The organism is Sphingomonas sp. GC_Shp_5 (assembly GCF_026540855.1).
Taxonomy (GTDB): Bacteria; Pseudomonadota; Alphaproteobacteria; order Sphingomonadales; family Sphingomonadaceae; genus Sphingomonas.
On the sequence record NZ_JALNUP010000019.1, the window covers coordinates 38,969 to 60,101 of the forward strand.

Here is a 21,133-nt window from a genome sequence, read left to right on the forward strand (position 1 = left end):
TGCAAGCAGCACGCTCTATCCGGCGACACCGTTGAACAGGTCGAGCAATCCGGCAGGGCTGGTGTCGCCGAGCATGCGATGGAGGCAATCGCGGCGCCGTGGGGCGCAGCTGTCTGCGTGGCGGCGCGCAGCTCATCGGCCATGGCACATCGACGCGCGCGACCTCGTCCACCGGCGCGAGCTTGAGCGGTGCCACCGGACGTGTTCGGTCGGCCCACCACGCGTTCGTCGTCCTTGAACGCTGTTGCCGCCGATACGGCCACCGACAGCGCTTTGCGCAACGGCGGCCAGACCCGCTATTCCGCCATGCCTGACAGAAGTTTGTCGAGCTGCTCGAGCTGTTCCGGCAGCGCGAGTGCCGATCCCTGCAAGGCTTGCTCGAGCGCCTCGTTCCAAGGGTAGATCTCGCGGAACGTCACCGCGGTCCCGTCATCCTGATCCTCGAAGGTCACGGTCGTCACTGCGCCGTCGTCGGCCTCGTCGTTGGTCCAGACGATACGCTGATCCGGCGTGACCGATAGATATTTGCCGTGGAAGGTCATCATGGCTGAACCGCCGGTGCCGAACCCCAGCCGGTAGGTGCCGCCGGTACGAACGTCCATTTCACACAACACGAGCGCCACGCCTGACGCTGATTCCGGCATCCACCAGCGCCGAAACAGCTCGGGCTGGCTCCATGCTGCGTAGACGGTGCTTCGTGGTGCCTTGAACAGGCGCGTGATCACCAGCTCGCGATCCCCGCTGCGCGCAACCGCCCTGCGGTTCTGCTCGCCACCTGTGCTGCTGCCTTGCTGATCCATCGCCGTGCTCCCGACCAACCCATCACCGATCAGCCGGATACTCACACAACAAATCGTGTCTTGCCACCGTTCAGGCGCGGCGCGGCACCAGCGACCGTTGCGTCATGCTCAGCCGTGCGCCACCCGCGCGGCGGCGATCAGACCGACCAGCCAATCCTGATGGCCGTTGATCATCGGGTTGGGGTTCGCCTGGGCGAGCTCCTTGGCGGGCCGGCCGTTCTGCGTCTCCTGGGTCAGGATCCGAACGCGACCGCCCGACAGATCCTCGATCAGCCAGGCATGGTGGACGTCGAGGCGATCCGCGCCCTCGCCGGACCAGCCGTGCCAGGCGACGCGCGCCGCCTGGCCGGTCACCGGTGCGACATGCTCGACGACCTGCGCCTCGACCGGGAAACCGAAGGTCGAGAAGAAGAAGCGCACCGCCGGCTCGAGCTCGGGGCCCTTGCCGTCATGGAAGCGGACGTCCGCCGAATTCGGGTAATAGCTCGGCCAGCGCGTCGGAATGTTGAGGAACGGCCAGATCTGGGCGGCGGTAAGCCCGGTGACGATCATCTCGTTGGAACAGAAATTGTCGGTGAAGCCGGGCACGTAGCCGGCGGGCCAGATGATGTCGCTCATGTCTTGTCCTTGGTGTTCTTCAAGCCGGATCAATCGATCGGGTCGCCGTTTTGCGGGCTCGGGTAGCGCGCGAGCCAATAGGCATATTGATCGGGCAGCACCGACGACGCCTTCGGCACCCCGAGCTCGCGCGCGGCGCGGAAGGGGTAATGCGGATCGGCAAGGTGCGCGCGCGCCATCATCGGCACGTCGAGCTGCTCGTCGACGATCGATCGCTCGGCATCGGCGGGCACGTCCATGCCCCAGGCGGTGCCGACCGGAAGCCCGGTCTCGGCACGGACGCGCGCGGCGATCGGCGCCATGAAGGCGGGGCCCCAGGGGATGTTCGCCTCGATCGTCGAAAAGCCCATGCTGACGCTCAGGAAGTCGAGGCCTGCCGCCTTGAACTGGTGGACGAGCGCGATCGCCTCCTGCAGCGTTTCCTCGTCGCGGCCGTCGAACTCGAGCACGCCGAAGCGCGCGGTGAGCGGCAGGTTCTCCGGCCATACGGCGCGCACGGCTTGCAGCGTCTCGAGCAGGAAGCGGCCGCGATTCTCGGCACTGCCGCCATATTGGTCGGTGCGGGTATTGGCATGGACCGAGAAGAAGCTCTGCGCGAGATAGCCGTGCGCGAAATGAAGTTCGAGCCACTCGAACCCGGCATCACGGGCGCGTTCGGCTGCTGACACGAAGTCGGCCTTCACCCGCGCAATGTCTTCGAGCGACATCTCGGTCGGCACCTTGGGCAGGCCGCCGCCGAAGGCGATCGCCGACGGCGAGATCGTCCGCCAGCCGCCGGGGGCGTCGTCGGCGATATGGTCGTCGCCTTCCCATGGCTTGTTGGCACTCGCCTTGCGGCCGGCATGGCCGATCTGGATCCCGGCCACCGCGCCGGCAGCCTTGATCGCCGACGCGATGGCCGCCATGCCCGGCGTCTGCGCGTCGTTCCACAGCCCGGTGCAGCCCGGGGTGATGCGGCCTTCGGGCGAGACGGCGGTCGCCTCGACGATCACCAGCCCGGCGCCGCCGCGTGCCAGCCCGGTATAATGCGCCAGGTGCCAGTCGGTGGTGACGCCGTCGACGGCGCTATACTGGCACATCGGCGGCACGCCGATGCGGTTGCGAAGGGTGACGTCCTTCAGCGTGAAGGGCGTGAACAGGGTTGCCATGGACGGTCTCGCTTGATGGAAGGGGAGCGGGCGGGCGCTCAGGAGTAGGCGCCGGCCGAATAGGTCAGCTCGTAGCTGTGGCTGTAGAGCTCAAGGATGTTGCCGAACGGATCCTCCATATGGACCATCCGGAACGGCTTCTCGCCGGGGAAATATTCGCGCACCGGCATGCGCTGCTTGCCGCCGGCGGCGACGATCCTGGCGGCGAGGCCCTCGACGTCCGGGTCCTGCACGCAGAAGTGAAAGATGCCCGACTTCCAGTATTCGAAATTGTTCTCCCGCTTCGCCGCGTTCCGGAATTCGAACATCTCGACACCGACGCGGTCGCCGGTCGACAGATGCGCGATCCTGAACGATCCCCAGCCGGCACCGAACACGTCGGTGCACATCACGCCGATCGCGCTGTCGTCCTCGGTCACCACCGTCGGCGGCATGATCAGATACCAGCCGAGCACGTCGGTGTAGAAGGCAACGGCCTGGTCGAGGTCGGTGACCGACAGGCCGATATGCGAGAAGCTGCGGGGATAGGGAGCGGTCATGATTGTCCTTAGCTGCCTAGCCCAGATGGGCACCGCTGATTATTAGCGAAAGCGGTGCATCCTTATTGCAGCTATAAAAGGCCGTTATGTTGAACCCTCTCTGGATTCGCAGTGCGGTTGCATTGGCCGACGCGGGCAGCTTCACCCGCGCTGCCGCGGTGCTCGACCTGACCCAGGCCGCGGTCAGCCAGCATGTCGGCCAGCTCGAGACACGCCTCGGCCCGATCGTGATCCGTCGCGCGCGACGGTTGGAATGGACCCCGGCCGGCCTTGCCCTGCTCGATTACGCCCGCGAGATGGAGGCGGCCGACAAGCGGCTGGCGGCGCGGCTGGCGGATACCGACGCGTTGCTAGGCGCCTTGGATCTGGTCACGCCCGGCAGCGTCGGGCTGTTGCTCTACCCGCTGCTGCTCGACCTGCAACAGGCGCAGCCCGGACTCGCCATCCGTCATCGCTTCGCGCCTGATCGTGAGGTGATCGATGCGGTCGTGTCCAATCGGTCCGAGCTCGGCATCGTCACCGCGCAGCCCGAGGACCCGCGGCTGGCGGCCACGCCGTTCCTCGAGGAGCCGCTCGAACTGATCGTTCCGGTAGGCGAGACGGTGGGCGACTGGCGCGATCTGGAGCGCATCGGCTTTATCGATCACCCCGATGGCCAGGCGATGGCGACACGGCTGCTGTCGCGGCGGTTCGACGGCAATCCGGGTGTGCGCCGCCTGCCGGTCCATGGCTTCAGCAACCAAGTAAGCCTGATTTTAGAGCCGGTCGCGCGCGGGTTGGGCTTCACCGTGCTGCCGCGCTATGCACGGCAGGCGTTCGGCCGGGCATCGGAAATCCAGCTTGTCGACGGGGTAGCGGTGGTCGACACCTTGTGGCTGATCCACCGTTCGGAGTGGCCGCTGTCGGCGCGGGCAGGCCATGTCCTGAGGCATCTGCGCGACCGGATCGGCGACAAAGGCTGAGTGGCGAGTTCTCTTCACCGATGTGACGATCACCTCCTCGCGGCAGCGTCAACATCCGCTATCATCGGATGTCGGCAACCGAGATCGTCATGCAAGGCGACACGGTGGCCGCCCGATCGGGAGGATGAGACATGAAGATCAAGGCCGCGGTGCTCCGCACCATGAGCGCGGCGCTGCCCTATGCGGACAGCCGGCCGCTCGTCATCGAGGAACTGGAGCTGGCGCCGCCGGGGCGCGGCGAGGTGCTGGTGAGGATCATGGCGGCGGGGCTGTGCCATTCCGACCTGTCGGTGGTGAATGGCGACCGGCCCCGCCCGCTGCCGATGGCGCTGGGCCATGAGGCGGCGGGGATCGTCGAGGCGCTGGGCGAGGGGGTCGACGATCTCGGCATCGGCGATCATGTCGTCATGGTGTTCATGCCTAGTTGTGGTCATTGCGCGCCCTGTTCCGGCGGGCGGCCGGCGCTGTGCGAGCCGGGTGGCGCTGCGAACGCCAGGGGGGAGCTGCTGTCCGGCAGCCTGCGGCTCACCGATGCCCAGGGCATGCCCGTCCATCATCACCTCGGATGTTCGGCCTTTGCCGATCATGCGGTCGTGTCCCGTCGTTCGCTGGTGAAGGTCGATCCTGATCTGCCGCTGGCGGAAGCGGCCTTGTTCGGGTGCGCGGTGCTGACCGGGGTAGGCGCGGTCGTCAACACCGCGCAGGTCCAGGCCGGGCAGAGCGTCGTCGTGGTCGGTCTTGGCGGGGTCGGCCTGTCGTCCGTTCTCGGCGCGGTCGCCGCCGGCGCAGCCCAGGTCGTCGCGGTGGACCTGTCGACCCATAAGCTCGATCATGCGCGGCGGATGGGCGCCACGGCGACGGTGGATGCCAGCTCACCCGACCTGGTCGACCAGGTCCGAGCGCTCACCGGCGGCGGGGCGGATGTCGTGCTGGAGATGGCGGGCTCGGTTCGCGCGCTGGACAGTGCGGTGAAGATGACACGGCGCGGCGGGACCACGGTGACTGCCGGGCTACCGCCGCCCGGGGCGGCGCTGGCCGTGAACGTGGTCGGCCTCGTCGCGGAGGAGCGCACGCTCAAGGGCAGCTATATCGGCACCTGCGTGCCGGTGCGCGACGTGCCGCGCTATGTCGCGCTCTACCGGGCTGGTCGCTTGCCGGTGGATCGGCTGTTGACCGGTCAACTCGCGCTCGAGGACATCAACCTGGGCTTCGACCGCCTCCATGCGGGCGAGGCGGTGCGGCAGATCATCACCTTCTGACCAGCGCGGCCGGTGGATGCGCGGCCACAGCGCGCTGTAACCATCCGTTCCGCTACGGCGCCTAATCCGCCGCCAGCGCGCGTCGCAGCGCCGTGACCTCGGTGTTGAGGGCGGCGAGGCGGGCCGGGGACATGCCGGTGCGCTCGACGATCAGCGGAGCAAGACAGCCGGTCTCTGCCCAGCGGGCCTTGCCCGTCTCGGTCAGGCGAACGCGCACTTGGCGCTCGTCGGCGGGATTGCGCAGCCGCGTCACCAGCCCCGCCGCCTCCAGCCGCTTGGCGAGCGGGGTGATGGTGCTCGGCTCCAGCGCCAGCCGATCGGCAATCTCGCCGATCGGACAGCCATCATCGGCACCGTTCAGCACCTGCAGCACCAGAAACTGCGGATAGGTGATGCCAAGCCGATCGAGCACCGGCTTGTAGGCGCGGTTGATCGCGATGGTGGCGGCGTACAGCGAAAAGCAGAGCTGTTCGTCGAGCGGCAGGGGATCGGGCATTAGCTCTCCTCGGCACGGCAGATACCACGGTTATGATTATCGCGGCAAATAGTTCTGGACAGGCAATGGCGCCGACCCTAAATCCTTATCGCGATAACAAACTGGAGCTACATCATGTCGATCGACGTCAAGTACAGCACCGTGGCCACCGCGACCGGCGGCCGTGACGGTCATGCCCAGTCCGAAGACGGGCGGTTCGACGTCAAGCTGTCGACCCCCAAGGAGCTCGGCGGCGCCGGCGGCGATGGTACCAACCCCGAGCAGCTGTTCGCGGCGGGCTATTCGGCCTGTTTCATCGGCGCGCTGAAGGTCGCCGGCCAGCAGCTCAAGATCAAGGTGCCTGACGATGTCGCGGTCACCGCCAACGTCGGCATCGGGCCGCGCGCGGCCGGCGGCTTCGGCATCACCACCGATCTGTCGGTATCGCTGCCCGGCGTCGAGCGCGATCAGGCGCAGCAGCTGGTGGATGCCGCGCACCAGATCTGCCCCTATTCCAACGCGACCCGCGGCAACGTCGACGTCGGCCTGACCCTCGCCTGATCGTCTCCTCAGGAATGCGGGCCGCTGCAGTGCGGCGGCCCGCCGTTCCCGCCGTCAGGCCGGCATCCCGATCGGCTGAGGGCCGGCGCGCCGTGCCGGCCCGGCCTATCGCTCGAGCCGTAACTGCGCGATCCGCGCCGCGATAGTCTGGAAGGCGGTGCCCAGCGCGGTCGCATCGGTGGCGTCGAAATAATGATCGGCGTCGCTGGCGCAGGTCTTGAGGCGATCCTTGGTGGTCTGCACGATGCCCTGGCCGCCGAAGGAAATCACCCACAGCAGCGTGTTCGGCTCGTTCTTCACCGAATTGCACAGCGCTGCCAGCCGGGTGTTGACGTCATTGGTCAGATCGGTGTCCTCGTTGATCGTGCAGGATGCCAGCAGCTTCGGGTTGGTCCGCATATCCCACCAGGCCACGCCATAGGTCGTATAGTCGCAGGGACTCGCCTGGGCGTCGCCGTCGGTCATGAAGATGAGATGGCGCTGGATGACGCCGCCGTTCGGGGTGGCGGCATTTTCCGACGCGAACATTCCTTCCGGTGACAGCAATCGGCCGCCCCACAGCATGCCGATGTCGTGATAGGTGTTGCCCGAGGGGGTGAGGGTGTTGACGTAGGCGTCGAAGACGGTGGGCGTCCACACGCTCGTGTCCTTCAACTTCTCCGCCGGCGTGGGGCAGAAGTAGCGATACCCGCGCATGTTGTTGTAATAGTCGTTGCTGTACGTCGAGGGATCGCGTGACACTGACGCATTATCCGGCGTTGTCGTCGCGGCGCGCATGTAGATGGCTTCGGGCAGCACCGGGCCATAGAGCGTCAACGGCTTCGACGGGTCGGGCACCTGGTTGATGTCGGCGGTCGCGCCCAGTTCCTCGACGCAGCCGTCCCAGAGAACCGGCCGATCGGTGTAGTTGATGCCGATCCCGGCCAGCGTAACGATGGCGGAGGCCGGCGCGTTGGGCACCTTGTAGCCGGCGAACGACGACAGTGCGGAGGTAACGTTGATGGCAAGAGGCGTCGGCCCATACAGCCAGGTCGAACCCGACAGCGTCCGGGTCTGGACCTTGCACAACACAAACAGGGCCGTCACGCCCTGATACTGCTGGGTCGCTGTATCGGCAGGCTGGTTCTTGCACGATACGCCCTGGACGGCCCAGGTGCCGATGGTCCCCGTGTCAGACCACGCGCCCCAGGCGGGCGTCTTGGCGCGCGACTGGTAGCTCCAATTGGTCGCGAAATAGCTGGCAGGCAGGTTGAGCTGGCTGATGTCGACGTTGGCCGAATAGGGCACGAAGCCGAAGCGCAGCTGCGAGCCTGAGTTGATCCCCTGATAGCCATTGGTCGCGCAGCCGGTGCCGTCGGTCTTGGTCTGGGCGAGCGCCTCGTAAAAGCATTTCACCGCATTTTTGAGCACGGTGATCTTCGATCCCGAGCGAATGTTGGTGGCCGAGCATGACGATTCGTTGGGTAGGCAGGCCATCGAGCCGGTGACGTCGAGCACGAACATGACATCGGTATTGGGCAATTGCATCGCCGTCTGGCAGGTGACGGTTATCGTCTTGGGGCCGAACTTGAAGACCTGCATCACTGTCATCGGCACGGTGGTGGTGACCGTGCCCTGCACGTCCGAGCCGGAGGAGGTGAAGGCGGGGGTGGTGGTGCCGGTGCCATAGGCGCCCTGCAGGAAGTTGCCCCAGAAATACTGCGTCGCGCTCGCCTGCGCCGTCGCATCCCACGAGCCGCCGCCCATCTGCTTGCGGCCCGCCAGGGCGCCGGCGTCGCAGGCATGCTGCAGGCGGACCTTGGTCATGTACAAACGGCTGAGATCGAGCGCCCCGCCGACCATGCCCAGCAGCGGCAGCATCGCCGCGGCGGCCAGCGCCAGGGTGTTGCCGGCGACATTGCGGCGAAGCCTGATCAACAGGCCCAGCGCCTGGGTGGCTGCCTTTATATTCACACGTCCTGCTCCAGCCGTTCGTCGGCACGACGTGGTAAATGCAGCGTGATTCCATAGAATAGTGTCGATTTGTATGGTTAACTTTACGTGAAAATTGGTGCAAGCAACACTATCGAATAGTATAGTTATGACTTAACTGCGGTATTTGCTGATAAATAATCCGCCAAGCGGCGCAGTATTGCCCACGACTACTGTGAGATAATTCATGCCGAGTGCGATGTATTCGCAGGGTGGCGGTTAGTAGACCATGTCGAGCAGGTACTATGCTGCGCAAATTTGTTTTGATGTGTTCAAAATGGGAGGCGCGCTTGCTGTGACGCACCCATAGTGGGTCGGGTTCGACTTGAACGCGGCAGCCATGGTCAGGAACCCGTTCCCTGCTTCACAACCAAGCGGGGCGGCTGCCGTTCAGCCGGGCGTAGGGCTCAGCGCGTCGAGCGTAACCGGGGTGAACCCATGATTATCCACGCCGACGTCGAACTGACGCGGCATCGGCTTCAGCCGGCCGTGGCTGTGGCCGTGGAGGTTGATCGCGCCGCGATGCTGGCCGTTCCAGCTTCGGAACGGATAATGGCAGAGCACGAGGCGCCGACCGTCGAGGTCGAGTTCCACATAGTCGCCGACGCTCGCCCAGCCTTCGGCCGCAAGTGTGGCATCCGGGTCGTTGTTGCCGCGCACCAGATGCTTGGTGCCGTTGAGCCGCGCCAGCAGCGCAGCGACATCCCCCGGCCGGCGCGCGACATCGCCAAGGTGCCAGACGATGTCGTCGACCCCGACCACCGCATTCCACCGCGCGACCAGCGCCTCGTCCATCTCGGCGGTGTTGGCGAACGGCCGGCGGGAGATGTTGATGGTGCGATGATCGCCGAAATGCGTGTCGGCGGTGAAGAGCACGGTCACCGGCGGGACGGGGCGAGCAGGCCGCTCACCTTCCCGCGGCCCGCCGCGCGCCAACGGCCGCGCGCGCTCACTGGTTGACGCTGGCCATCGTCGCCATGGGATAGCGGGTGCCGCTCGCCGCCCCGGGTGGCAGCACCTCGTCGATCCGCGCCAACTCGCTATCGGTCAGCGTGATGTCGAGCGCGGCGAGATTGTCGTCGAGATAGCTGCGCCGCTTGGTACCGGGGATCGGCACCACGTCGTCGCCTTGCGCCAGCACCCAGGCGAGCGCGAGCTGCGCCGGCGTGCAGCCCTTATCCGCCGCCATCGCCGCGATCGCGCCGACCAGATCGAGGTTGCGCTGGAACGCTTCGCCCTGGAAGCGGGGATGGCTGCGGCGGGTGTCGTCCGCGGCGAGATCCTCGGGCGTCTTGATCTGCCCGGTGAGGAAGCCGCGGCCGAGCGGGCTGTAGGGGACGAAGCCGATGCCGAGCTCGCGCACCGTCGGCAGCAGCGCCTCCTCGGGATCGCGGCTCCACAGCGAATATTCGGTCTGCAACGCGGTGATCGGATGCACGGCATGGGCACGGCGGATCGTCTCGGGTGCCGCCTCGGACAGGCCGAGATACTTCACCTTGCCCGCGGTCACCAGCTCGGCCATGGCGCCGACGGTCTCTTCGATCGGCACGTCAGGATCGACCCGGTGCTGGTAATAGAGATCGATGATGTCGAGCCCGGTGCGGCGCAGGCTGGCATCGCACGCCGCGCGCACATAGTCCGGCCGGCCGTTGACGCTGCGTCCCTTGCCGTCGGGGCCGCGGACGATGCCGAACTTGCTCGCCACCACCACCCATTCGCGGCGCGTGCGCACGACCCGGCCCACCAGCTCCTCATTGGCGCCGAGGCCATACATATCTGCGGTGTCGAGCAGGGTCACGCCGCGGTCGAGCGCGAGGTTGATCGTCGCCACCGATTCCGCCTCGTCGCGGCTGCCGTAGAAGTCGGACATGCCCATGCAGCCGAGGCCCAGGGCGGATACTTCCAGGCCTTGGCGGCCGACCTTGCGCGTCCTCACTCAACGTCTCCGATGCAATCTATGCACGTTGAATGATCGAGGCGCGCCAGGGTTGCGGCGCGCGATGCTTATCTGCCCGGCTCCTCGCGCGCCGGCGTCGCGCCGGAATGGTGCGGCTGGAACAGCCTGCGGCCTTCGGTGAAGTAGACCACGATCAGCACGCCGACGCCGATCGCAAGATAGCCGATCGCGAGCGGGTATGTGGTGCCGTCATAGGCCTGGCCGATCAGCGAGCCGACGATCACCGCGCCAACGCTGGTGATGAAGCCTTGGATTGACGACGCGGTGCCGGCGATATGGCCGACCGGCTCCATCGCCATCGCGCCGAAGTTCGACCCGCACAGGCCGATGCAGGTCATGCTCAGCGCCTGAAACAGCATGTAGGTGATGAGCGTTTCCGTGCCGGTCGCGATCACGGCGAGATGGAGCAGCGACAGGGCGATCAGCGCCAGCACCGCCGATTGCGAGATCAGCCGGGTGCCGAGCCGCTCGACCAGTCGGCTGTTGGCGAATGACGCGCAGCCCATCGAGAAAGCGCAGACCGCGAACAGGATGGTGAAGCGCTGGCCGGCGTGGAACTCGTCGACGAAGATCTGCTGCGCTGACGACACGAAGGCGATGATGCCGCCAAAGGTCATCGACGCCGCTACCGCATAGCCGGCCGAGAAGCGGTTGGTCAGCGTCAGCCGGTAGGCCGCGGCCAAGGAGGCGAGCGACAGTGGCGAGCGGCGCTCGACCGGCAGCGACTCGCGCAGGCGCAGCGACGACCAGGCGAGCACGAACGCCGCGAAGGTCGCCAGCGCGTAGAAGATGAAGCGCCACGGCCCGAACGCCAGCAGCACTTGGCCAAGGCTCGGCGCCATGATCGGCACCAGGAAGAAGATCATTTGCGCCACCGACAGCGTGCGCGCCATCTGCCGGCCCGAATAGCGATCGCGCACGATCGCGACCGCGAGCACGCGGGTCGAGGCGGACATCAGCCCTTGCAGCAGCCGCGCGCCCAGCAACGCCGGAAACGTTTGCGAGCTGGCGGCGAAGATGGTCGCGGCGACGAAGCCGGCCAGCGTCGCGAGCAGGATCGGCCGGCGGCCGAAGCGGTCGGCGAGCGGGCCATAGACCAGCTGGCCCGCGCCGAAGCCGAGCATATAGGCGGTGATGATCCATTGCCGGTGGTTGGCCGTGGTGATCGCGAGCTGGCGTCCGATGTCCGCCAGCGCCGGGAGCATCAGGTCTACCCCCAGGGCATTGACCGCCATCAGCGCGGCGACGAACGCCACGAACTCGCCGGCCCGCATCGCCGTGCGGCTCTCTTGATCGTTCATCGCGCCCACCTAGAGCGGCAGCCGGGCGCTGGCCATGGCCGATCGCGCGCGAGCGGCTGCGCGCCGGCGCCTGGCGGCGCTGCCCGGGCTGATCAGTGCAGCTTCAGTCGCGGCCGCACGATCCGGTTGACGTGGCCGATCAGCACCAGCGCCACGCCCTTGAGCCAGCCGTGGATCGCGATCAGGTGCATGCGATAGAGCGAAAGATAGACGATCCGCGCCAGCCGCCCCTCGATCGCGAGCTTGCCGCCGACCAGATTGCCCATCAACGTGCCGACCGTCGAGAAGCGGCTGAGCGACACCAGCGAGCCATGGTCCTTGTAGACGAACGGGCGGGGCGGCCTGCCCGCCATCAGCCGGGTGAGGTTGGTGAACACCGCCGCCGCCATCTGGTGAGCGGCCTGCGCGCGCGGCGGCACCGGGCGGTCGCTGCCCGGCAGCACACACCAGGCGCAGTCGCCGATCGCGAACACCCGTTCGTCGGTGACGCTCTGCAAGGTCGGTGTCACCACCACTTGGCCACCGCGTGCTAGCGCCAGCCCGTCGAGTCCCCTCGGGATCGGCGCCGCCTTCACCCCCGCCGCCCACACCTGGAGGTCGGCATCGATCCGCTGGCCGCTGCCGGTGGTCATGCCGTCGCGATCGGCGGCGACGACGGGGGTGTCGGTGAGGACGCGGACACCGAGGATCTCGAGCTCGCGTTGCGCCGCGGCAGCGAGCCGTTCGGGCAGCGCCGGCAGGATGCGCGGCCCCGCCTCGATCAGTGTCACGTCGAGCCGGCTGCCGTCGAATACCTCGAGGCCATAGTAACCGAGCGCCGCCGCGGCGTTGAACAGCTCGGCGGCGAGCTCCACCCCGGTAGCGCCGCCGCCGACGATAGCGACGCGCACCCGCGCATCCACCGTCTGATCGGCGGACATCGCCCGCGAGACGCGCAGGCACTGGTCGAGCAACCGGTCGCGGAACCGATCGGCCTGGGCGCGGCTGTCGAGAAAGGTGCAATTCTCCGCCACCCCCGGCGTGCCGAAATCGTTGGTCACCGAGCCATAGGCGAGCACCAGATAATCGTAGCGGATCGCGTGGGCGGCGATCACCTCGCGGCCCTGGTCGTCGAGCACCGGGGCGAGATGAACCTGGCGCGCGGTGCGGTCGATCGAGGCGAGCGCGCCATAGAAGAAGCGATAGCCCCAGCGATGGCAGTGGCTGCGATAGCCGACCTCGTCCATGTTGGCGTCGAGCGAGCCGGTCGCGACCTCGTGGAGCAGCGGCTTCCAGATGTGGGTGCGGTTGCGGTCGACGACGATGATGTCGTGGCGCTTGCGGCCGTAGCGGGCGCCGAGCCGGGTGGCGAGCTCGAGCCCTGCGGCGCCGCCACCGACGATGACGATCTGGATCTTGGTCACGGCCATGGTGCAGCTACTCCTGTGAAGGGCTCGGGCCACCGCGCGGTCTGATGATAGTTGCCATGGCCGGCGGGTGTCGCCAAGGCGGCGGCGTGGAGCAGGACACGTTTACCGAGCGCAACCGCCGGGAGATCATCGCGGTCGCTACCGCGCACTTTGCCGACAAGGGCTTTGCCGGCGCGCGCGTCGACGAGATCGCGGCGGCCACCGCGACGTCCAAGCGGATGATCTATTACCATTTCGGCAGCAAGGACGGGCTTTACCGCGCCGCGCTCACCGAATCCTATCGCGGCATCCGGTCTGCCGAGATCGATGCCGCGCTCGACGAGCTGGCGCCGATCGCGGCGCTGGAGCGGCTGGTCGGGCTCACCTTCGACTATCATTTCCGCCACCCGGAACTGGTGCGGATGGTGATGGACGAGAACATGCGTCACGGCCCGCACGTCGGCTCGGTCGCCGAGGCCCGCAACGAGCTGGTGCTGCCGAACACCCGGGCGCTGATCGAACGCGGCGTTGCCGACGGCAGCTTCCGCCCGGGCATCGACCCGGTCGATCTGCACATGACGATCAGCGCGCTGTCCTTCTACTTCGTCGCCAATCGCTACACCTTCGGGACGCTGTTCGGGGTCGATCTGCAGCAGGAGGAGGCGGCAACCCGGCGGCGGGCGCAGGTGATCGACACGGTGACGCGCTACTGCTGCGCCGATCCCGCGCGCTGACCGGCGCCCGATCATCAGAATTGCGCCTTGATCTGGCTGCCGATCGCCAGCGCATTGGGTGTCGAGCGGAAGCTGAACGCGCCGGGGTCGATGATATATTGAACGTCGGGGCGGATGTTGAGCCAGCGCCGCAGCTGGACGCCGTAGCTCAGCTCGAGCGCGGTTTCGCCCATCGGCAGCGACGCATAGCCGCCGCTGAGCGCCACCGTGTCGGCATGGAAGCGGCGTAGCCGCGGATCCACCGTGGCGCTGATCAGCCCGAGGGCGAGCGTGTCCGCGTCGCGCCCGGCGAAGGTGCCGGTCTTGACCAGGCCGCCGGCATACCAGCGGGTGATCTGCGCAGAGGCCTGGGGGTTGGCGGTGAACTGGGCGAAGACCGAGAGGCCCCGGCTGCCGCTGCCGCGCACGATCATCTGGTCGGCGAGCAGATAGACGCCATGGCGGCCGGTGAGCGTGCCGGCCTCGCCCTGACGCGCGGCGCGCGAGGTGTCGTAGTAGAAGCCGAGCTTGTAATGGCCCGGCATCACCCGGCTGCCCGGCCGGGCGCCGGGGTCATATTCGATCTCGATCGGCAGCAGTATGCCGGTGGTGCCGCCGGCAAACGGATCGAACGCATTGTCCTCGAGGCCAAGGCGGGTGTTGACCTGATAGACGCCGGTGCGGACGGCGAGATCGGCGCGGGGTCGGTAGCGGAGCGCAAGTCCCCAGCGAGCATTGGGATAATTGTACCAGCCGCTGTTCCCCGACATCGACAGCGGATGCGCGCAGAAGGCCGCGTTGACGAAGTTGCAGCCCAGCGGCATCCCGCCGAGATCATTGCCCATCGCGAAATAGCCCAGCCGCAGGTTGAGCTTGCCGCCCGCGAGATTCTGCTCGACGCTGACCTCGCTCAGCCTGGTGTACTGGCCGCCATAGGCTTCCTGGATCGGTAGGCGGTTGCCGACGAAGTCGGACGAGATGCCGTCCCCGCGGCGGTCGTTGAGCGTGACGTGGACCAACGCCCCGGACCAGCCGGCAAGCGCGCCCAGATCGAGGTCGACGCCGGCCCGGATCTGCTGGGTGTAGGCCGTGCCGCGGCGTAGCCCGCCGCTTACCGCGGCAAAGCTCTCCGAGACGTAATCGGCACGCAGGCTGATCCCGGCCTCGGCGAGATCGGTCCGCACGCCTCCCCAGTCGCCGGTCAGCGTGTCGCGCGCGGGGGAGGGGGCGAGCGGCTTGGCGACGCCTGCCGCCTTGGGCACGGCGGTGTCCTCGGGCTGGTGCGATTGCACCACGGTGCCGTCAGTGGGCGCGACAGTCGCCGGCGCACTCGTCGCCGCGGTCTGCGCGGCGGCGGGCATGACTGCCGCGATCATCAGCCCGCAGGCGGTGGCGCGTGCCAGCGTTCGATGGTGCTTGATCAAGCAGGCTCCTTCCCGCACGCGAGCCTCGCCACCGGGATCATTCGACAGGGATGGCCGGGGGGCGTGGCCCCACCCGGCGGTCACGACAGGCTGTAGGCGATCACATAATCGCCGCGGTCGGGCGACTGGCGCGCGCCGCCGGCGGTGATCACGACATATTGCTTGCCGCTCCTTGGCGACTTGTAGCTCATCGGGCCGCCCTGGCTGCCGACGGGCAGGCGCGCCTTCCACACTTCCTTGCCCGTCGCCGAGTTGAAGGCGCGCAGGTAGAAGTCCTGGGTGCCGGCGATGAACACCAGCCCGCCCTGGGTAGCGAGGGTGCCGCCGAGCGTGGGCATGCCGATTGGGATCGGCAGGCCCATGCGGATGCCGAGCGGGCCGGTATCCTGCACCGTCCCGACCGGCACCTGCCATTTGATCTGGCGGGTGGTCATGTCGATCGCGGTCAGCGTGCCGAACGGCGGTGCCTGGCACGGGATGCCGAGCGCCGAGAGGAAGCGATCCTTGATCACCGAATAAGGCGTGCCCTTCATCGGCACGCTGCCCATGCCGGTGTTGGGTGCCTCACCGCCGGTGTTCTTGAGCGCCTGCTTCTCGCCCGGCTTGTTCTGCGTGGTCGGCTGCGGCACCATCTGCTCCCACAGGCCGAGGCGCATGTCGTTGGCGAAGATGGTGTTGGTGGTGGGATCGACCGACAGGCCACCCCAGTTCATGCCGCCGAGCGAGCCCGGGAAGCTCAGCGCCTTGTCGGTGCCGGGCGCGGTGTAGAGCCCCTCGTAGCGCATGCCCTTGAAGGCGATGCGGCAGAGCAGCTGGTCGAACGGCGTTGCTCCCCACATGCTCGCCTCGGTGAGCGGGCCGACCCCGATCTGGGGCATGCCGACCGACTTTGGCTGAGTCAGCGAATAGGGCTCGCCGGGGATGTTGGCGGGCTTGACCGAGACATTGTCCACCCTGGTCAGCGGTTTGCCGGTGGCGCGATCGAGCACGTAGAGCTGCCCGGCCTTGGTACCGAACACCAGCGCCGGCACCGTCCGCCCGCGACCGGCGGGAAAGTCGATGAAGCTCGGCTGCATCGGCACGTCGAAGTCCCACAGGTCGTTGTGGACGGTCTGGAAGTGCCACTTCTCCTTGCCGGTAGTGGCATCGAGCGCAAGCATCGACGCACCGAAGCTATGGTCGAGCGCGGTACGCGGCACGCCGTAGATATCGACCGAGGCGCTGCCCACCGGCATGAACACGGTGTTCGACGCGGCGTCATAGGACATCGCGGCCCAGACGTTGGGCGTCGAGCGCGTATAGGTCTTGCCCGCCGGCGGCATGCCGGTGAGCGCGGGGTTGCCCGGATCGAACGCCCAGCGCAGCCGGCCGGTGATCACGTCGAAGCCGCGGATCACGCCGCCCGGCATGTCGACCTGGACATTGTCGGCGACACGGCCGCCGACGATCACGGTGGTGCCCGCCAGGGTGGGCGCCGAGGTCAGCTGATACTGCGGATCGGGGGCGCTGCCGAGCCCGGCCTTGAGATCGACATGGCCGCTGGTGCCGAAGCCGGCACAGAATTTGCCCGTATCGGCGTCGAGCGCGATCAACTGGGCGGTGATGGTGTTCATCAGGATGCGGCGTTGGCACGGTGCGCCGTCCGCGACTGCCGCGGGTACAACGGGGGTCGAGCCGGGGGCGCTGGGCTGCAGCAGCGGCTGGCGGGCGTCGAAATAGGCAAGCCCGCGGCAGCGCATCCACACCGACGTGTGGGCGTTGATCACGGTCTTCCACTTCTCGCGACCGGTGTCGGCATCGAGCGCGATGACATTGTTGTGGGGCGTGCAGATGAACACGGTGTCGCCAATCTGCAGCGGCGTGTCCTGGTCCTCGGCGCCATTGCCGTCGCTCGTCGCGATGTCGCCGGTGCGATAGGTCCAGGCGACCTTGAGCTTGTCGACATTGTGGCGGGTGATCTGGTCGAGCGCGACGAAGCGGCTGCCGCCGCCGGTGTTGCCATAGGCCGACCAGTTCTTCTGCTCGTGCGCGGGATCGACTGGCGCCAGCGCTCTTTCGACGCCGGCGAAGGACACCGGCGCGTGGGGCACGAACATGCCCGCCGCGCTACCGGCCGAGGCGAGCGCCAGCACCGCCGCGACCGCCAGCGCCGGCCGCCATGCCGGCGATCGGCCGGCTGCCGCCCGCAACAGCGGGTAGGACAACGCCACCACGGTGGCGCCGACGCCCATCGCCAGCAGGCGCGACACCAATGGCCAGAAGGTGATGCCGACCTCCCACAAGGCCCACGGCACCGTCACCGCGAAGGTGGCGCCGAACAGTAGGGCTCCAGCCGGCCGGCGACGGATGATGAGGACGCCCGACGCGAGCAACGCGAGGCCGGCGAGCACGAAATAGAGGCTGCCTCCAAGCACGGCGAGCCTGGCACCGCCGACCGTGAAGAACAGCCCTGCAGCCAGGATCACGATCCCGACCAGCCAAAGCCAACTTTTGGCCAGCAGGCCCTGATGAATGTTCGTGCCCGACACGCGGCACCTCCTTTGGCTTCGATGCGCTGGAGGAACGCAGGGTTCGCGGGACAACAGGCGGACCCGAATTGCCGAACCACACGACGGCGGCACCGTTCTGGTGTACTAGTTAGTACACTGTCGCCCGTGCTGCAAGTCGCCCGCTGGGCGAGATGCTGGCGTGAAGATGCCATTTTGGCACGTAAGCCCCTGGGGTTCCGGCGCTGCCCTGGGGTGAGGCAAGGAGCCAAACACGATCGCTGCGCTTGCCCGCGCCGCTCGAACTAGCGTGGGGCGCGAAGCAGCCCCGAGGCGGCGACCAGCGTCTGGCCATCCTTGCCGAGCAAAAACCGCACGATCTGCGATGCTGCCGGGTTGGCGTGGAGCAGGATCAGCCCGAACACCGGCTTCGGGTCGAACCGTGCGGGCACGGCGACGGCGACCAGCCCTGGCGCCGCTCGGATCACCTCGCTCGTGGCGCTGCAATAGGTCACCGCGATGTCGACGAAGTGGCCGTTGAACAACGCGGCGGTGGCATTTCCTCCGGCGCCGGCCGCTGGCGCGGTGACGGCCATCTGTCGCTCGGCATTGGCGCGAAGCCGGGCAGCCGCGCCGGGGTGGCGCTTGTCGATCAGGCCGAACATCGCAAAGGCATAATCGCCGGAGGGATCGGCTACCGGGCGTGAGGTTTTCAGGCGAACCGCCGGATCAAGCAACTTGTCCACCATGTTGCGCCGGGTCAGTCCAAGCGATGCAGGGGCGATCAAGCACAGCCGGTTCTGCGCGAACGCCAACGGTGCGCCGATCGCCCGCCCTTTGGCCATCAGCGCCTGCGGCGCCGCCATGTCCGCCGACAGGAACAGGTCGGGGGTCGCGCCCTGCTCGATCCGCGTGCGGAGATCGCCGGAGCCGCCGAAGGTAGGAACGATCGTGATGCCGGCCTTTTCCGCATCCACGGCCACACGTCCCACCAACGGCCGCAGGCTGCCTGCGGCATAGATCTCGACCCGCTCTCCAGGCGCTGCGGCCGTGACCGGGCCGGCTGAGATCGCCGCAACGCCGGCCGCCAAACCGAGTAGCGCCGATTGCATCGGAGTGGCTCCCGACTTGCTCGCCGTGAGACGCCGTGCGACCCGGAAACGCTTCAACATGACGGCTTTTTTATTGGACCTGGGTTTGCGTGGCGGCGAGGGGCTATGTCCGTTCGTATATAGCACCCAGGAAATTGCCTTTGTCTCGCCGGTCATTCGCCGCCTCGCTCGCCATCGATGTCAGCCTCGTCGCTGTCGCCTGCCTACTCGCTGCACCCGTCACCGCGCAAACCTCCACCACCAACAGCCGCGGCGAAATCGTGGTGACGGCGGACGCGGGCTATGGCGAGGACCCGGTCTATGGCGCCAAGACGGTGGACCTCGGGCCGTTCGGCGATCGCCCGATCAAGGACACACCGGCGTCGATCACGACCATCCCCGAAGATCTGATCGTCAACAACCAGGTACGCACCGTCAATGATGCGCTGCGCTATCTGCCCTCGGTGCAGGTCCGTGACCAGCAGGGCTTCGAGGTATCGCGCCCGCAGTCACGCGGATTCCAGGGCAGCATCGTCCAGGACACTAGGCTTGACGGGCTGAACATCATCGGCACCACCGCGATCCCCGCGGAGAACCTCGGCAGCATCCAGGTGCTGAACGGCCTCAGTGGCGCGCTCTACGGCCCGCAATCGCCTGCCGGCGTGTTCGACTATCGCCTCAAGCGGCCGACGGCGGCGCCGCTGCTGCGCATGATCGGCAGCTTCGATTCGCAGGGGCTGTGGACCGGGCAGGTGGACGCCAGCGCGACCGAGGGGGCGATCGGCTATCGGTTCAACGCCGTGCATGGCGAAGGCGAGAGCTATGTCGACGGCAGCCACGTCAACCGTACATTGCTGTCGGCGGATATCGACCTCCACCTCGACGACCGCACCGTCCTCGAGGCCGATCTCAGCCATTATGAAACGGCGGGCGACGGCCTGCCCGGCAGCATCGTCTATTTCACCGGCGGCAAGACGGTGCTGCCGGCGGCGATCGATCCCACCCGGGTCGGCTATGGCCAGCCCGGCGCCGGCGTCGATCTGCAGACCGATACCGCGCTTGCCAAGCTCAAGCACGATCTCGGCGATGGCTGGCAGTTCGAGATCGGCGGCCTCTACCAGAATGCCGACCGCGGCCTGTACGGCATCACCAACACGCTCACCGACAATGCCGGCGACTATACCGCCACCAAGAACTTCAACGCCGTGCCTCGCTTCACCGTCGCCAGCCATACGGCATCGCTGACGGGAACGCTGTCGCTGTTCGGGCTCGCCAACGATGTCGCGCTCGGCACCAACGGCTTCGTCAACGGCCAGTACAGCTCGCGCAACTCGATTGCGGTGACGCTCGGCACCGGCAATCTTTCCGACCCGACCGTGTTGCCGAACAAGGCCATGCCATCCACCGGCGGCCAATACAGATCGGCCCGGCTGTTCGTGCAGTCGATCGTCGTCGGCGACACGGTCCACCTCACCGATCGGTTCGCGGTGGCAGGCACGCTCAGCACGTCCTTCCTCTCGTCGAAGAGCTGGTCCGCGGCCGGCCAGGTAACCAGTTCCGACAGCCGCAACGGCGTGCTCAGCCCGACGGTCAACCTGATCTACACGCCGGCCGACCGGCTCACGCTCTACGCCACCTATGCCGACAATGTGGAGCAAGGCGAAAGCGCGCCGGCGGGGACGGCCAATGCCAACCAGATCCTCTCGCCTTATCGAGACCGGCAATATGAGGCCGGCGCCAAATATCAGCTGACGCCCAACTTCCTGGTCACCGCCACCGGGTTTCGCATGACCCGCCCGCTCGCGACCACCGATGCCACGTCCAACATCTTCGCGGTGGTCGGCACCCAGCGCAACTGGGGCGGCGAACTGTTCGGGCAGGGTTCGGTGACGCCATCGCTGAGCCTGCTCGGCGGCGTCACCTACATCGACGCGCGGCTGATCGACACCGGCGTGGCGACGACCAACGACAAGCGCGTCGTCGGCGTGCCGCGGTTCAAGGGCGACGTGTCCGCCGATTTCCATCCTGCGGTGGCGCACGGCGTCGCGGTGACCGGCGCCGTTCACTATGAAAGCGATCGCGCCGCGACCAACATTAACAACAGCTTCGCGCCCGCCTATGCGACCTTCGATCTCGGCGCGCGCTACAATGCCGCGCTGTTCGATCACCACGAGACCTTGCGGATCAACGTGATCAACGTCGGCGACAAGCGCTATTATTCGTCGATCGCCGACGGCACCATCGTCGGCAGTCCCGGTGCGAACACCGCTTATTCAGGCGCACCGCGGACGCTGTTAGCGAGCGTTGAGTTCGACCTGTGAGAGCGTCGGTAGGACGTCAGGGTCTCCCAGCGGAATAGATGCGTTTCGTCGCGGCGCCGCGACGCGGGGCGAGGAGCACCCTATCTAGCTTGGTGACGCCGGGCTGATCGCCTCCGGAT

18 protein-coding genes are annotated in these 21,133 nt (G+C 67.2%); 5 read left to right on the top strand and 13 right to left on the bottom strand.

Annotated elements, in window-relative coordinates:
- Positions 1 to 296: 296 nt before the first annotated feature.
- From OXR60_RS14675 to OXR60_RS14690, 4 genes are all read right to left on the bottom strand, one after another.
- Entirely contained in the window at positions 297 to 800 is a 504-nt protein-coding gene (locus OXR60_RS14675; RefSeq protein ID WP_267396680.1) for an SRPBCC domain-containing protein, read from the bottom strand.
- Between the two features lie 108 nt (positions 801 to 908).
- The gene (locus OXR60_RS14680) at positions 909 to 1,418 is read right to left on the bottom strand and encodes an SRPBCC domain-containing protein (protein WP_267396681.1); all 510 of its coding nucleotides are present in this window, start codon (positions 1,416 to 1,418) and stop codon (positions 909 to 911) included.
- A gap of 29 nt (positions 1,419 to 1,447) precedes the next feature.
- Positions 1,448 to 2,566: an NADH:flavin oxidoreductase/NADH oxidase gene (locus tag OXR60_RS14685; RefSeq protein WP_267396682.1), complete on the bottom strand. Its 1,119-nt coding sequence runs from the start codon at positions 2,564 to 2,566 to the stop codon at positions 1,448 to 1,450.
- 38 nt (positions 2,567 to 2,604) lie between these two features.
- A complete protein-coding gene (locus OXR60_RS14690) occupies positions 2,605 to 3,105 on the bottom strand; it encodes a lactoylglutathione lyase family protein (protein ID WP_267396683.1) in 501 nt (166 codons plus the stop codon).
- Positions 3,106 to 3,191: 86 nt separating this feature from the next.
- Here OXR60_RS14690 and OXR60_RS14695 point away from each other — a divergent pair, with 86 nt between their 5' ends.
- Together OXR60_RS14695 and OXR60_RS14700 are read left to right on the top strand one after the other, a co-directional pair.
- Positions 3,192 to 4,067, top strand: coding sequence for a LysR family transcriptional regulator (locus OXR60_RS14695; RefSeq protein ID WP_267396684.1), 876 nt, complete (start codon positions 3,192 to 3,194; stop codon positions 4,065 to 4,067).
- Between the two features lie 131 nt (positions 4,068 to 4,198).
- Complete coding sequence (locus tag OXR60_RS14700; RefSeq protein ID WP_267396685.1) at positions 4,199 to 5,326, top strand: zinc-dependent alcohol dehydrogenase family protein; 1,128 nt, start codon at positions 4,199 to 4,201, stop codon at positions 5,324 to 5,326.
- 61 nt (positions 5,327 to 5,387) lie between these two features.
- On the opposite strand, the gene OXR60_RS14705 is transcribed toward OXR60_RS14700, so the two are convergent.
- Positions 5,388 to 5,822, bottom strand: coding sequence for a MarR family transcriptional regulator (locus OXR60_RS14705; RefSeq protein ID WP_267396686.1), 435 nt, complete (start codon positions 5,820 to 5,822; stop codon positions 5,388 to 5,390).
- Between the two features lie 114 nt (positions 5,823 to 5,936).
- On the opposite strand from OXR60_RS14705, the gene OXR60_RS14710 reads away from it, so the two are divergent.
- Positions 5,937 to 6,362: an organic hydroperoxide resistance protein gene (locus OXR60_RS14710; protein WP_267396687.1), complete on the top strand. Its 426-nt coding sequence runs from the start codon at positions 5,937 to 5,939 to the stop codon at positions 6,360 to 6,362.
- Between the two features lie 105 nt (positions 6,363 to 6,467).
- Here the strand turns inward: OXR60_RS14710 and OXR60_RS14715 are convergent, their stop codons facing one another.
- From OXR60_RS14715 to OXR60_RS14735, 5 genes are all read right to left on the bottom strand, one after another.
- Positions 6,468 to 8,315 carry a Tad domain-containing protein gene (locus tag OXR60_RS14715; protein WP_267396688.1) on the bottom strand — a complete coding sequence of 616 codons (1,848 nt, stop codon included), beginning with the start codon at positions 8,313 to 8,315 and terminating at the stop codon, positions 6,468 to 6,470.
- A 408-nt stretch (positions 8,316 to 8,723) separates the two neighbouring features.
- Entirely contained in the window at positions 8,724 to 9,215 is a 492-nt protein-coding gene (locus OXR60_RS14720) for a metallophosphoesterase family protein (RefSeq protein WP_267396689.1), read from the bottom strand.
- A gap of 67 nt (positions 9,216 to 9,282) precedes the next feature.
- The gene (locus OXR60_RS14725) at positions 9,283 to 10,269 is read right to left on the bottom strand and encodes an aldo/keto reductase (protein ID WP_267396690.1); all 987 of its coding nucleotides are present in this window, start codon (positions 10,267 to 10,269) and stop codon (positions 9,283 to 9,285) included.
- Positions 10,270 to 10,337: 68 nt separating this feature from the next.
- Positions 10,338 to 11,564 carry a multidrug effflux MFS transporter gene (locus tag OXR60_RS14730; protein WP_267396716.1) on the bottom strand — a complete coding sequence of 409 codons (1,227 nt, stop codon included), beginning with the start codon at positions 11,562 to 11,564 and terminating at the stop codon, positions 10,338 to 10,340.
- A gap of 119 nt (positions 11,565 to 11,683) precedes the next feature.
- Positions 11,684 to 13,000 (bottom strand): NAD(P)/FAD-dependent oxidoreductase, encoded by a 1,317-nt coding sequence (locus OXR60_RS14735; protein WP_267396691.1) that lies wholly within the window; start codon positions 12,998 to 13,000, stop codon positions 11,684 to 11,686.
- A gap of 86 nt (positions 13,001 to 13,086) precedes the next feature.
- Here OXR60_RS14735 and OXR60_RS14740 point away from each other — a divergent pair, with 86 nt between their 5' ends.
- Positions 13,087 to 13,713 (top strand): TetR/AcrR family transcriptional regulator, encoded by a 627-nt coding sequence (locus tag OXR60_RS14740; RefSeq protein ID WP_267396692.1) that lies wholly within the window; start codon positions 13,087 to 13,089, stop codon positions 13,711 to 13,713.
- Between the two features lie 14 nt (positions 13,714 to 13,727).
- On the opposite strand, the gene OXR60_RS14745 is transcribed toward OXR60_RS14740, so the two are convergent.
- The 3 genes from OXR60_RS14745 to OXR60_RS14755 all read right to left on the bottom strand — a co-directional run bounded on the left by OXR60_RS14745 (position 13,728) and on the right by OXR60_RS14755 (position 18,714).
- Positions 13,728 to 15,116, bottom strand: coding sequence for a carbohydrate porin (locus OXR60_RS14745; protein ID WP_267396693.1), 1,389 nt, complete (start codon positions 15,114 to 15,116; stop codon positions 13,728 to 13,730).
- An 80-nt stretch (positions 15,117 to 15,196) separates the two neighbouring features.
- Entirely contained in the window at positions 15,197 to 17,644 is a 2,448-nt protein-coding gene (locus tag OXR60_RS14750; protein WP_267396694.1) for a membrane-bound PQQ-dependent dehydrogenase, glucose/quinate/shikimate family, read from the bottom strand.
- Between the two features lie 263 nt (positions 17,645 to 17,907).
- Entirely contained in the window at positions 17,908 to 18,714 is an 807-nt protein-coding gene (locus OXR60_RS14755) for a substrate-binding domain-containing protein (protein ID WP_267396695.1), read from the bottom strand.
- Between the two features lie 140 nt (positions 18,715 to 18,854).
- Between OXR60_RS14755 and OXR60_RS14760 the strand changes: the two genes are divergently transcribed.
- Entirely contained in the window at positions 18,855 to 21,014 is a 2,160-nt protein-coding gene (locus OXR60_RS14760; RefSeq protein WP_267396696.1) for a TonB-dependent receptor, read from the top strand.
- Positions 21,015 to 21,133: the final 119 nt, after the last annotated feature.